The sequence below is a fragment of the Streptomyces sp. AC627_RSS907 genome (assembly GCF_019049165.1).
The window spans coordinates 49,365-62,207 of sequence record NZ_JAGMUE010000040.1; the positions used below are offsets into that span (position 1 = coordinate 49,365).

General features: G+C 71.1%; 10 protein-coding genes and 1 pseudogene. 5 read left to right on the top strand and 6 right to left on the bottom strand.

What is annotated here, in order from left to right; genetic code table 11:
- Positions 1 to 101: 101 nt before the first annotated feature.
- On the top strand, positions 102 to 1,634 hold the full coding sequence (locus tag KUM32_RS11135) for an IucA/IucC family protein (RefSeq protein ID WP_308408638.1): 1,533 nt from the start codon (positions 102 to 104) through the stop codon (positions 1,632 to 1,634).
- On the opposite strand, the gene KUM32_RS44955 is transcribed toward KUM32_RS11135, so the two are convergent.
- Positions 1,525 to 1,755, bottom strand: a complete 231-nt coding sequence (locus KUM32_RS44955; protein WP_308408639.1) for a DUF397 domain-containing protein — start codon at positions 1,753 to 1,755, stop codon at positions 1,525 to 1,527. The two genes, KUM32_RS11135 and KUM32_RS44955, sit on opposite strands and share 110 nt — an antisense overlap.
- Positions 1,756 to 1,949: 194 nt before the next feature.
- Positions 1,950 to 2,453 (bottom strand): annotated as a pseudogene (locus KUM32_RS43395) (hypothetical protein); the annotation flags it as partial.
- Here KUM32_RS43395 and KUM32_RS11145 point away from each other — a divergent pair.
- Together KUM32_RS11145 and KUM32_RS11150 are read left to right on the top strand one after the other, a co-directional pair.
- Entirely contained in the window at positions 2,356 to 3,441 is a 1,086-nt protein-coding gene (locus tag KUM32_RS11145) for an LLM class flavin-dependent oxidoreductase (RefSeq protein WP_217141686.1), read from the top strand. The pseudogene KUM32_RS43395 and the gene KUM32_RS11145 overlap by 98 nt on opposite strands.
- Positions 3,438 to 4,052, top strand: coding sequence for an FMN reductase (locus KUM32_RS11150; RefSeq protein ID WP_217141687.1), 615 nt, complete (start codon positions 3,438 to 3,440; stop codon positions 4,050 to 4,052). Before KUM32_RS11145 ends, KUM32_RS11150 begins: the two co-directional genes overlap by 4 nt.
- 74 nt (positions 4,053 to 4,126) lie before the next feature.
- Here the strand turns inward: KUM32_RS11150 and KUM32_RS11155 are convergent, their stop codons facing one another.
- The gene (locus KUM32_RS11155) at positions 4,127 to 6,877 is read right to left on the bottom strand and encodes a LuxR family transcriptional regulator (protein ID WP_217141688.1); all 2,751 of its coding nucleotides are present in this window, start codon (positions 6,875 to 6,877) and stop codon (positions 4,127 to 4,129) included.
- A gap of 362 nt (positions 6,878 to 7,239) precedes the next feature.
- On the opposite strand from KUM32_RS11155, the gene KUM32_RS11160 reads away from it, so the two are divergent.
- Both KUM32_RS11160 and KUM32_RS11165 read left to right on the top strand, forming a co-directional pair.
- Positions 7,240 to 8,490, top strand: coding sequence for a CdaR family transcriptional regulator (locus KUM32_RS11160; protein ID WP_217141689.1), 1,251 nt, complete (start codon positions 7,240 to 7,242; stop codon positions 8,488 to 8,490).
- A gap of 154 nt (positions 8,491 to 8,644) precedes the next feature.
- Positions 8,645 to 9,442 carry an alpha/beta fold hydrolase gene (locus KUM32_RS11165; protein ID WP_254405372.1) on the top strand — a complete coding sequence of 266 codons (798 nt, stop codon included), beginning with the start codon at positions 8,645 to 8,647 and terminating at the stop codon, positions 9,440 to 9,442.
- Positions 9,443 to 9,475: 33 nt separating this feature from the next.
- On the opposite strand, the gene KUM32_RS11170 is transcribed toward KUM32_RS11165, so the two are convergent.
- From KUM32_RS11170 to KUM32_RS11180, 3 genes are all read right to left on the bottom strand, one after another.
- The gene (locus tag KUM32_RS11170) at positions 9,476 to 10,195 is read right to left on the bottom strand and encodes an alpha/beta fold hydrolase (protein WP_217141691.1); all 720 of its coding nucleotides are present in this window, start codon (positions 10,193 to 10,195) and stop codon (positions 9,476 to 9,478) included.
- 17 nt (positions 10,196 to 10,212) lie between these two features.
- On the bottom strand, positions 10,213 to 11,184 hold the full coding sequence (locus tag KUM32_RS11175; protein ID WP_217141692.1) for an alpha/beta hydrolase: 972 nt from the start codon (positions 11,182 to 11,184) through the stop codon (positions 10,213 to 10,215).
- A 196-nt stretch (positions 11,185 to 11,380) separates the two neighbouring features.
- Entirely contained in the window at positions 11,381 to 11,989 is a 609-nt protein-coding gene (locus tag KUM32_RS11180) for a helix-turn-helix domain-containing protein (protein WP_254405373.1), read from the bottom strand.
- Positions 11,990 to 12,843: the final 854 nt, after the last annotated feature.

The following is a 12,843-nucleotide window of genomic DNA, read 5'->3' on the forward strand; positions in this document are numbered from 1 at the left end:
GGCGGGCTCCTCGGGTACGAGTGGGACGTCACGGGGCAGGGGCGACGACAGACATACTGATCGTCCCGCCATCTCCGCCATGGACCGACCGTAGGGAACGAGTGGAACGCGTGGATCGCCTGCCCCCGCCCACCGACGCCGCCCTCCAGGACGACGTCGCCGATCATGCCGACGCCTGCGCGGCGGTGCCGCTGCTGAACTGCCTGCTGCGGGAGGTGGCCGAACCGCTGCCGGGCCCCGGCGAACGGCCGGTGTACCGGCTGCCCGGCGGCCGACTGCTGCGCGTGCGCGGGGGCCGGCGGCCCGCCGAGCCGGAGGTCCGGGCGGCGGACGGCGACTGGCACCGCGTCGGCCACACCGAACTGGTGAAACTGGTCGCCGAGGAACTGCGCCGGCACACCGGCCTGACCAACCACGAACTGCCCACCGAGATGACCGACAGCCGGGACGCGGTGGCCGCGCTGCTGACGGCACGCGCGCGTGCGACCCCGCCCGAGGACCCGTATCTGCGCTCCGAGCAGTCCCTTCTCACCGGCCACACCCACCACCCCGCCCCCAAGGCGCGCGGCGGCGGCCCGCACGCCGGCTGGCTGCCGTACGCGCCCGAGGCGTACGCCCGCTTCCCGCTGACGCTGCTCGCCGTGCGCGCGGACACGGTCGTCGAGGAGGGCGACACCGCCGCCCTGGACGCCCTCGGCGACGCCCCGCCCGGCTACCGGCTGCTCCCGGCCCACCCCTGGCAGCTCGACCTGACGGCGACCGCCCTGGCCCCCGCCTTCGCCGACGGCCGCCTCGTCCGGCTGGGCACGACCGCCTTCCCCACCTGGCCGACCGCCGCGATCCGCACGGTGTACGCCCCCGAGTACCTTCCGGGGCACGACCTGTTCCTGAAGTTCAGCCTCGACGTGCGCATCACCAACGACATCCGCCGCCTGTGGCGCCACGACCTGCTGAAACTGCGCCGCACCGACACGGCGGTCACCGAGGCCTTCGACGCCATCGGGTCCCCGGCCACCTGGCTCGGCGACCGGGGCTACCGCACCGCGGACTTCGCCTTCGAGGAACTGGCCGTCGTCGTCCGCGACGGACTGCGGGACCGCGCCCTGCCCGGCGCGACCCCTCTCCTCGCCGCCGCGCTCGTGGAGGGCTTCCCGGACAACCCGCTGGCGGCCACCACGGACCCGGCGGCCTGGTGGGAGGCGTACCTCGCCGCCGTCGTCCCGCCCGTGCTGACCGCCTTCGCGGACGACGGCGTCGTCCTGGAGGCGCACCTGCAGAACACGCTGGTCGCCGTGGACGCGGACGGCACCCCGGTCCAGGCCCTGTTCCGGGACGCCGAGGGCGTCAAACTCCTCCCGGACACGCCCCGCACGGCCGGCTGGGAACGGCTCGTGTACTGCCTGGTCGTCAACCACCTGCTGGAGATCGCCGGCGCCCTCACCGAGCACCACCCGGGCTTCGCCCCCTGGCCCGCCGCCCGCGCCGCCCTGGCCCGCCACGACCTGCCCGAGATCCCGGCCCTCCTCACCGCCCCGGCCCTCCCCGCCAAGACCAACCTCCTGCTCCGCTGGACCGGCGCGGACGGCGCGGCGGCGCGCTACCGGCCGCTGGCCAATCCGCTGCTGGGGGTGTGAGGTTCGGCGGTGCGGCGGTGTACCTGAGGAAACGGGTCCACGCCGCCGGGGAGACGGCGAGTTGCGCGTCCTGCGGTGCCTTCGAGTCGCGGACGTGGACGGTCTCGGGGCAGGTCGCCACCTCGACGCAGTCGCCCTGACTTCCGCTGCCGTGAGTGCTTCTCCAGGCATAGCGCTGGTGGAGGTGACTGATCTCCTGCGAGGTGGTGATGAGCCGACCGTTCTCCTGGCCCTCCGCATACGCACACCACCGATTGTCGGCGTCTCGGCCAACTGCATGGGCCCATCCAGAGCCGCATGCACCGGCCGCCGCAGTGGCAACAGCTGGAACTCCACGCTCCGGTGCCGCTCGATGATGTCCAGCAGATGGTCGTACAGTTCCCGTGTCACCTCCTCGCCGCCGGTGTGTCGTTCCAGAACTGCCTGTTCCCCGATGAAGCCGAGGCTCACCGCCTCCGCCTCGAAGCGGGGCCACCGCCGGAACGCCTTGACGACCTCGCCGAATGCCGTCAGGCTGTCCGACGACTCCGACTGCCCGACCGGAATTCCGGTCGGGCAGTCGCGTGTCCATGCCGCGCACGTGCGGTCGCGCGGGCTGCGGCCCCCACGCCGGCCGGGAGAGGACGCTGACGGGCAAGCTCCTCTGCGCGGACAGGCACGACGACCGCCCGGCCGATGCCTACATTTCCGGCACCTACACAGTCGCCGGAACGAGGCACCCATGCAGTTCGGTATTTTCTCGGTGGGGGACGTGACCCCCGACCCGACCAACGGCCGTACCCCGTCGGAGCAGGAACGGATCAAGGCGATGGTCGCCATCGCGCTGAAGGCCGAGGAGGTCGGCCTGGACGTCTTCGCGACCGGTGAGCACCACAACCCGCCGTTCGTGCCGTCGTCGCCGACCACGATGCTGGGCTACATCGCCGCCCGTACCGAGAAGCTGATCCTTTCCACCGCCACGACGCTGATCACCACCAACGACCCGGTGAAGATCGCCGAGGACTACGCGATGCTCCAGCACCTGGCCGACGGCCGGGTCGACCTGATGATGGGGCGCGGCAACACCGGCCCGGTGTACCCGTGGTTCGGCCAGGACATCCGGCAGGGCATCAACCTCGCCAAGGAGAACTACGCGCTGGTGCGTCGGCTGTGGCGCGAGGACGTCGTCGACTGGGAGGGCACGTTCCGCACACCCCTGCAGGGGTTCACGTCCACGCCCCGTCCGCTGGACGGCATACCGCCGTTCGTGTGGCACGGATCGATCCGCTCGCCGGAGATCGCCGAGCAGGCCGCCTTCTACGGCGACGGCTTCTTCCACAACAACATCTTCTGGCCCGCCGATCACACGAGGCAGATGGTCCAGCTGTACCGGCGGCGGTACGCCTTCCACGGTCACGGCCGGCCCGAGGAGGCCATCGTCGGCCTCGGCGGGCAGGTGTTCATGCGGAAGAACTCGCAGGACGCCGTGCGGGAGTTCCGCCCGTACTTCGACAACGCGCCCGTGTACGGGCACGGGCCCTCGCTGGAGGAGTTCACCGAGCAGACTCCGCTGACGGTGGGCTCTCCCCAGGAGGTCATCGAGCGGACGCTGTCCTTCCGCACGGTCGTCGGCGACTACCAGCGGCAGCTGTTCCTGATGGACCACGCAGGACTGCCGCTGAAGACCGTCCTGGAACAGCTCGACATCCTCGGCGAAGAGGTCGTGCCCGTGCTGCGGAAGGAGTTCGCGATCGGCCGCGGCGCCGCCGTGCCGGACGCGCCCACCCACCGGTCCCTGCGAGCCGTCCAGGAGGTGCCCGCCGCATGAAGCTCGTCGCCGTGTCCGCGGGGCTGAGCACCCCGTCCTCGACACGCCTGCTGGCCGACCGCCTTGCCGAGTCGGCCCGTGGCGAACTCGCCGCTCAAGGCCACGACGTCGAGACCGAGGTCGTCGAGCTGCGTGAAGTGGCCGTCGCCGTCGCCAACAACCTCGTGACCGGCTTCCCGTCCCCCCGGCTGGCCGCCGCGATCGAGGCGGTGACGGGCGCCCACGGCCTGATCGCCGTGACCCCCGTGTTCACCGCCTCCTACAGCGGGCTGTTCAAGTCCTTCTTCGACCTGATCGACCCGGACGCCCTCACCGGGAAACCGGTCCTCGTCGCGGCCACGGGCGGTACGGCCCGCCACTCCCTGGTCCTGGAACACGCGCTGCGCCCGCTCTTCGCGTATCTGCGCGCCACGGTCGTCCCCACAGCGGTGTACGCGGCGTCCGAGGACTGGGGGTCCGGTGGCGACGAGTACACCGAGGGGCTGCCCGCGCGCATCCGGCGGGCGGCAGGCGAGCTGTCCGCCCTCATGGCCGCCCGCCCGGTCGACGAGACGCCCGAGGACGACGTCACCGCGCTCGAACGGCAGCTCTCCGACCTGCGTTTCGACTGAGGCGGCCCCGGAGAGCCACAGAACCGGGACGCGGATCCACCGACCGGCCCGGGACTCTGCGTGCTCGAACGCTCTCATCTGGCAGGCTGGAGCTTCTCCCGCAGCTGGCCGCGGGAGGTGATCCCCAGCTTCGGATAGATCCGGTAGAGATGCGCTCCGACGGTGCGGTGGGAGAGGAAGAGCTGCTGGCCTATCTCCCGGTTGGAGAGCCCCGTCGCGGCCAGCTGCGCGATCTGCAGTTCCTGCGGCGTGAGCAGATCCCAGTCCGTGGGCATCGTCTGCGTGCCCCCCTCGCCCGCCGAGCGGAGTTCCTGGCAGGCGCGTTCGTGCCACGGTCGCGCCCCCAACGAGGCGAAGGTCTCCCTGGCGATCCGCAGGGGCGCCCGGGACTCCATCACCCGGCGCCTACGCCGCAGCCAGGCGCCGTAGGCGAGCAGAAGGCGGGCCCGTGTGAAGGGATCCCGGGACAGATCCAGGTCGAGCGCCGACCGGAACGACGCCTCCGCGTCCTCGTCGCCGGCCAGGAGGGCATGCGCGAACCCCAGGTTCGCCCTGATCATCCGAGCCGTCGCGGCCGCGGCCGACGCGTCGAGCCGGCCGAGGGCGTCGCGCGCCAGGGCCCTGTCCTCGTCGCTCACAGCGGCCTCCGCGAGCACCGGGATGGCGACGGTCTGGAGATACGGATGATGCGCGGGGTCCGTGGCGTCGAAGACCCGCCACACGCAGGCGAACGCCTCGGCGTGACGGCCGGCCGCGAGTCCGATCATGCCTCGCGCGATCTGGATGAAGGCGAGGTTGGAGGAGTTCGACACGGAGAGTATGTGGCGTTCAGCCTGTTCGATGGCGGTCTGCGCCGTCTCCAGGTCCCCGAGCACCGCCGAGAGGTGGGCTTTCGCGACGAGTGCACCGGTGACCCAGCGGGGCTGGGCGTTCTCCTCCGCGAGCCGCAGGGCCTCGGCCACGCTCGGCAGGCCCGATTCCCAGTCCACGATGTGCGCCGACGTGTGCGACAGGGACACCAGGGCCTGGGCGAGCAGCCCCAGCCGTCCCTGGGCCCGCAGGCCGGCCGCCGCGTGACGGAGGAATCCCGCCGCATGGTCGTAGCCACCCATCGTCGTGGCCGCCGTACCGAGCGTGGCGGCGGCGAGGGCGTCGTAGCCGCCCTCGCACTCCAGGCGCTCGAACCGTTCGATCACCGTCGCGCCGCGCTCGAGCGGGGTGGCGGCGGCCAGGATGAACACCAGATCGGGGTGCAGCTCCGGAACGGGCAGCCGCTCGGCCGCGGCCACGACACTCTCGCGCAGGGCGCGCCCCGGATCGGCCCACCAGCATCGTCGCGCTGCCACGCGCAGAAGCCGCAGTGCGAGTTCGGGATCACCGGAGTCTGCCGCATCCTCCGCCGTGGCGATGAGGAGGCGCAGACGCGGGATGCTGTTCGACACATCGACTTCGAGTCCCTCGCGCAGCAGCACCGCGCGGGCCCGCTCCAGTACGTCGAGCTTCAGCGGTGCTGCCAGATGGAGAAGGGTCGCGGCCTGATCCGTCCTGCCGAGTTCGAGGGCCAGTTCCGCCGCCTTGAGCAGGCGCCTTCCCTTGCGCGACGGGATGTCGCCGAGTGCGATGGACCGCTCCAGGGCCGCCAGGGCCACGGCCGGCGCGCCTCGTGCCTCTGCTCTGGCGGCTGTCTCGTCCAGTTCCACGGCGACGGATTCGTCGTGCCGACCGCTGGCCGCGGCCCTGTGCCAGGTCCGACGGTCGGACTGACCGTCCAGGACCGCGGCCAGCGCGCCGTGCGCCGCGAGGCGTTCGGCGAGCGAGGCGGTCTGCAGGATCGCCGACCGCACGAGGGGGTGGCAGAACCGGATCCGGTGTTCGTCCGCCGTGACCAGGCCGATCTCCACCGCGGGAGACAAGGCTTCCGGAGAGACGTCGGAGCCCGCCAGGACCGAACCGGCCGCGAGGACCTCGCCCAGCGCGCCTTCGTCGTCGGAGGCCGCGACGAGCAGCACGTTCCGCGTGTCGACCGGCAGGTCGCGCAGCCGGGACGCGAATGCCTTCTCGAGTCTCGAGGTGAGGGGAATGGCCGAGGAGGTCAGGGCCTCGGCCGGGGCTCCCCGCTCGCGCAGCGCGGCGGGCAGTTCCATGAGCGCCAGAGGGTTCCCCGCGGCCGCGTCGAGCACCCGGTGCCGGAGCGGCGGTTCCAGCTGCGGCCGCGTGGCGTCCAGGAGGGCCCCGGCATCGGTCGTGGTGAGAGGGTGGAGCCGGAGCTCGCTCAGCGCGAGGGCGTCCAGGGGGGTCGCGTGCCCGTCGCGGACGCCGAACAGCATGCCCAGGGGTTCGGTCCCGAGCCGCCGGGCGATGAACAGGAGAACGTCCATGGTCGGCGAGTCGAGCCACTGCGCGTCGTCGACGACCAGCAGCACGGGCCTTTGGCTCGCTGCCTCGCCGAGCAGGTTGAGCGTGGCCAGGGCGATCAGAAAGAGCTGCGGGGTATGTCCGGCGGGGGGTGGCTCGGCCATTCCGAAGGCCCCGAGCAGCGCCTCCGCCTGCGCCGGTGGCAGATCCGGAACTCGGTCCAGCATCGTCCGCGTCAGTTCGTACAGCCCGGCGAAGGGCAGATGGGTTTCGGTCTCCACCCCGGACGCGGTGAGCACGGTGACTCCCGAGCTCTCTGCCCGCCGCTCGGCCCGGGACAGAAGCGCGGACTTGCCGATGCCGGGAGCACCGCGGACCACGAGCGCTCTGCCGCCCTCGGGCAGCCCGTCGACGAGCGCGTCCAGAGCGGCGAGCTCCTTGTCCCTGCCGAACAGATCGTGGCCTGACATCCGATGACCCCCAGGCCTCAGTGCGTATGAGCAGCGAAAACATTGTATGTGCGCCGTATGTCGAGAGCGGGGGCGCTCGCGGTGGGAGCCCGGCGGACGCCGAGCCCCACGACCACAGTCACTTCGCAGTCATCGTGCCGATGCCCCGGACACGGGCCGGTCCCAGGCTGGAGCCGTAAGTGCTTGCATGTTTGAAAGGCCGGAACCATGACGCCAGGCGCACCGCCACCCGATGAAGACGGCTTCGCCGGCAACCCGCTCACCACTGCCGCGGTGCCCGCCCGCCGAGGCGACGAGGACGGGTACGTGGTCGTGAAGCCGCCGGGCAAGGGGGACCGCTCGCCTGGGGAGAGGTTCTCCGCATGACCGAACGGTTCCAGCGAGCCCGCCCCGGCAGTGAGGCGCTCCAGGGGCTCGTCGACGAACTCGCGGAGGAACTCGGCCGGTCCGTGGCGATCAACGACCCGCTGGTCAGAATGATCTGCACGAGCCGGCACTTCGGCGACGAGGACCCCGTGCGCGTCCGCGCGCTGCTGCAGGGCCGCGCCGACGGGGAGGTCATCCGGTACGTCCTCGCGCAGGGCGTGGCCCAGTGGTCCAAGCCTGGTTTCATCGACGGCCGGGACGATGTCGGGCTGCTGCCCCGCTATGTCGTGCCGCTTCGGGAGCGCGGCCACCTCCTCGGCCTGATGATGATCGTCGTGCCCCAACAGGTACTGACCGATCAGGAGAGGGAGGTCGTCGCGCGGGCGGTCCGCCCCATGACCGCGCAGATGTACGCGGAGCACCTCGCGGCCGACACCGAGGAGAGCGAGGCGCGCGACCTGCTGCTCGAACTGCTCGGCGGCAGCCCGGCAGCGCGCGACGCGGCGCGACAGCGGGCACTGGACAGTGGGCTGTTGAGGGACACGCCGTACACCGTGGTCAGCGTCGTCCAGGTGTCCCGGGGCCAGGAGCCTCCGGGGCAGATCGAGGTAGCCCTCCGGGGCGCGGTCGGAGGGTTCCTGCAGACGCGTTCGGCGCACGGCATCATGGCGATCGAGCAGGACCGCGCGATCCTGCTCCAGGTGTGCGACCGGCCCCCGGACCCGAACGAACTCGGCGAGCAGTCCAGACGTGTCATCGAGACACTCAGCACCTTCCTCGACGAGTCGTCCCCCGCTGTGGTCGGCGTCGGCGGCCTCCAGACCGGTCTGGCCGACGCGTGGACCTCGTACGAGCAGGCACTCGTCGCGATCCGTGCGGGGCGTCGGCTGCCGGCCTTGAAGGGCGTGGGCGACTGGGCGGAGCTGGGAGAGTTCGCCGTGCTCCTGCAACTACCGGAGCACGCCCTGAACGAGTCGCTGATCCCGAAGCCGCTGCGCACCCTGACCGAGGCCCATGGCGGCCCCCGGCTGCGGGACACGCTGCGGTGCTTCCTCGAGAACGCCGGCTCGATCCCCAGGACCGCGGACGCCCTGCGTCTTCACCGGACGTCGTTGTACTACCGCCTGCGCCAGATACAGGAGATCACCGGTCTCGACCTCGACAACGGCGCCGACCGACTCATGCTGCACATGGGTCTCAGAGTCGAGGAGCTCCTCGACTCGCGGACCGACGACGTCGGCGTCTGACGTCAGCTCGTTCGAACATCGAGGCGTCGAAGCGGCAGGACGAGCCTGGCGCGCCATACGGACACCGGATAGGGAAACTGTGGGAGAACTGACGACGAACGACGGCACGAAGCTCGTGTACCGCGACAGTGGGGGCGAAGGCGTTCCCTTGGTCATGCTTCACGGGTGGGGACAGACGCAGGAGATGTTCCGGCACCAGCTCAGCGGCCTGTCACCGTCCCGCAGGGTCGTCACAGTGGATCTGCGCGGCCACGGACTGTCCGGCAAACCGCACCACGGTTACCGCATCGCCCGCCTGGCGCGTGACGTACTCGAACTCGTCGACCAGCTCCGCCTGGACCGGTTCGACGCGCTGGGCTGGTCGATGGGCGTCTCGGTGTGGTGGAGCTTCATGGACCAGTACGGCACCGGCCGGATCCGCCGGTTCGTCGCCGTCGACCAACCCGCGGCCGTCGCGGCCGTTCCCTGGATGACGGCCGGGGAACAGCAGGACTCCGGCGCCATATTCGACGTGGCGGGACTCATGGAACTCGGCGCGGCGCTCGCCGGTCCGGACGGTGAGAAGACGCGCCAGGACTTCGTGCGCGGCATGTTCTCCGGCGACCCGGACCCCGGCATGCTGGCCTTCGTCGCCGAGCAGATCACATCGACGCCGCCCCATGCCGGCGTTCCCCTGCTGTTCGACCACTGCGCACAGGACTGGCGCGACGTCCTCCCCAGGATCGATGTGCCGACCCTGGTGATCGGCTGCGACGGAAGTCACGTGCATCCCGGTTCGCAGCGGTTCATCGCCGAGCAGGTTCCGGACGCACGGCTTCACGTCTTCCCGACCGACGTGGCAAACTCACATTTTCCCTTCCTCGAGAACCCCGCCGCCTTCAACGCCGTGGTGGAGAAGTTCCTGGCGGAGGACGCCGAAGTCTCGGCACGCCCGGCGGCGCTGATCGAATAGAGGTGCCCGTCCCCCTCCGACTCCGCACGCACTTCAGCTCGTCGCGTGAACGGCGTCGCGAATGAGGCCGGCCACCACCGCGGGCTGGGAGACGGTGACCGCGTGGGAAGCGCCGTCGAGTTCGATGGTCGTCGCCCCGGCCCGCCGGGCGCCGAATCGCTCCACGTCGGGGTTGATCGCCTGGTCCGCGCCGGCCACGAGGGCCCAGGACGGTCTCGTGCGCCAGGCCGCCGCGGAGGCCGCCTCGGTGAACGCCGAGGCTGCCAGCGGTCGTTGGGCAGCCGCTAGTACCTCGGCGACCGTCGGGGAGACGTCCGCCGCGAAGACGGAGGGAAACGCCTCGGGGGCGATGCTGAACTCCGTGGCGGTCCCCCCTCCGTCGGCCGGGTAGGTCCACCGCTTCAGGCTGCCGACGAGCGGGGGCGCGGGGAAGCGGTCCTGCAACTCACGGAGGCTCTCACCTTCTTCGAGGACATAGGCGGCGACATAGACGAGCCCGACGACATTGTCTGCGGTGCCCGCCACGGTGATCAGCGCACCACCGTACGAGTGGCCGACCAGGACGACCGGGCCGTCGATCTGGGAGACGAAGGAGGCCACGTAGGCGGCGTCGAAGGACAGGCCGCGAAGCGGGTTCGCCACCGCGAGCACGGGGATTCCACCGCGCTGGAGCTCGTCGATGACGCCGATCCAGCCCGCCGCCTCGGTGAAGGCGCCGTGGACGAGGACGACCGTGGGAGGAGCAGGAGACATGTCCGGGATCTTTCCTCTCACGCCGTGTCGAGTGCGGTGCGCAGGGTGGTGACGGCCATCGCGATCGCGGCTTCGGCGGCGTGGGTCTCGCGCAGGGCGTTGAGCATCACGAAGTCGTGGATCACGCCCTGGAAGCGGACGGCGGTAACCGGAACGCCCGCCTGACGGAGCTTGTTCGCGTACGCCTCGCCCTCGTCGCGCAGCACGTCGGCCTCGCCGGTGATGACGAGGGCCGGGGGCAGGCCGGTGAGCTGCTCGGTGGTGGCCCGCAGGGGGGAGGCGGTGATCTGGGCGCGCTCGGCCTCGTCGGTGGTGTACTGGTCCCAGAACCACCGCATGCCGTCGCGGCGCAGGAAGTAGCCGGTGGCGAACTGGTGGTAGGAGGCGGTGTCGAAGCTCGCGTCGGTGACGGGGTAGAACAGCACCTGCTGCACCAGCGGGACGCCGCCGCGTTCCTTGGCCATCAGCGTCAGTGCCGCGGTCATGTTCCCGCCCACCGAGTCACCGGCCACGGCCAGTCGCGTGCCGTCCAGCCCCTTGGACGCGCCCTCCTCGACGATCCACCGGGCGACCGTGAAGTTCTGCTCGATGGCGACCGGGTAGCGGGCCTCGGGCGAGAGGTCGTACTCGGGGAAGACCACGGCCGCCCCGGCGCCGACGGCCAGTTCGCGCACCAGGCGGTCGTGGGTGTGGGCGTTGCCGAAGACCCAGCCGGCGCCGTGGATGTAGAGGATCACCGGCAGGATGTCCTCGGCCCCGGCCGGCCTGACGATGCGAGCGCGGACCCGGCCTGTGGGACCACCGGGAACGCTGATCCACTCGTCGTCCACGGCGGGCTTGGTGATGTCGCCGGACTGCACCTCGTCGACCGCCTTGCGCCCCTCGGCCGGAGGGAGGTCGAACAGGTAGGGCGGGTTCGCGGTGGCCTCCGCGAACGCGGCGGCCGCGGGCTCCAGCACCGGCTGCACCGGGTTGGCAGTGTGAGACATGGCGAACTCCTTGGTCGGTTCGGGGAAGTGAGCCGGACGTACCGGCGAGGGAGGAAGAGGGTGCGGGAGGGTCTCAGCCGTCTCAGCCGTCTGCGGCGCGACAACACGGCGCTGTGGCCGTGCACCTGGCGTTCCGGCGCACGGGTGCCGGCGTGGCAGCGCACACGAGGGGCCGGTCGGTGGCGGACCCTGGGGGTCAGAGGTTCGGTCCGGAGGCCGAGACCTGCCATTCCCTGGGCGACAGGCCGTAGGTCTGGCGGAAGAGACGGCTGAAGTGGGAAGGGCTGGTGAAGCCCCAGGTCTGCGCCACCGCGGCCACGGACCGTCTGCGGTTCGCCAGCCGTCCGAGGTCGAGGCGGCAGGCGGCCAGCCTGCTCTGCCGCACGTGCGTGCTCACTGTCGTGCCGTCGCTCTGGAACAACTTGTGCAGGTAGCGGACGGATATGTGGTGGGCGCGCGCGATCGACTCCGGTGACAGGTCCGGGTCCATCAGGTTCTCGTCGATGTACGACCGTATGCGGGCCAGCATCGCGTTGCCGTTCGCGGGGGACTCCATCCGGTGGGGCGCGAGGAGTTCCGCGACGAGCAGGGCGACGAGGTCCACGGCGTTGAGGGTGAGCCGCTTGCCGTTGGTGGAGTCCCACAAGTCGTCCTCGCCGATCAAGGCGGCCAGGAACTTCGACACGAGGGCCGCGACGCCGCCGTCCGCACTGACCCGGCGGCCCGCCAGGTGCCGCACCTCGTCCCGGGCGATCCCCAGATAGGAGCAGGGGATGCGGAAGAAGACGCATTCATCGCCGTGCAACCGGTGATCGGGGCGCAGCGTGTCAAGGAGAACGAGCTCACCGGTCTTCTCCGGTGCGGAGCGGGTGAGTCCCAGGTACAGGCATGCGTCGTCTCCTTCGCGCGATGACCAGGGCAGGGTTCGGCAGTGTCCGGAATCTGCGCCCCTCAGGCCGCGGTCAACGCGTTGTTCAGTGTTTTTCGGCATGGGTGAAATGACCGACCTGGTCATTGTGAGCTCCAGTCGTGCGGTCGTTCGTCTCAGTGATGTGCATTGCCGTGCGTCGTGCGGAATCCCACGGGAATCGCGCGTCGCGAACCCCCTGGGCCAGCGGGGCCACGGCCTGTCGGAGAAGCCACGGCACGGCTACCGCATCGCCCGGCTGGCCCGCGACGTCGGGTGGCCTCGTCGACACCTGGACCTCGACCGATCCGACGCGCTCGGCTGGTCCTGATGACGCGACGGACGGGGCGAGACCGGCCCTCCGGTGCCCCGCGGTAGGTCGGCCGCACGCCGTCGTTCGTCGTCAGTTCGTCCATGGTCCCGCCCCGCATCTTCTGTCCAGCCTTCACGGCGTATCCCGCTGCGCCGTGTCGGCGTCCCGGGCGATGGCTCGGCCGACGACGTCGTCGGCTCCAGCCTGCGCCCATTGTCGTTCGGCCCGGTCCGGCGGGACCACCGCGCTCCGTAGGGATTGGCCGACGAAAACCACATCACTCTGTAGCAGGGGGGCAGACGGGCAGGGGCGCAGACGGGCAGGGGGGCAGACGGGCAGGGGGAGGGGGCACCCGCTGTCCGGTCGGCGGGTGGTGCCGTCCCCTGCCGGCCGCACCGTCCTCACCAGGGGCGCCGGTGCCGGCTCCTCTCCGCACCAC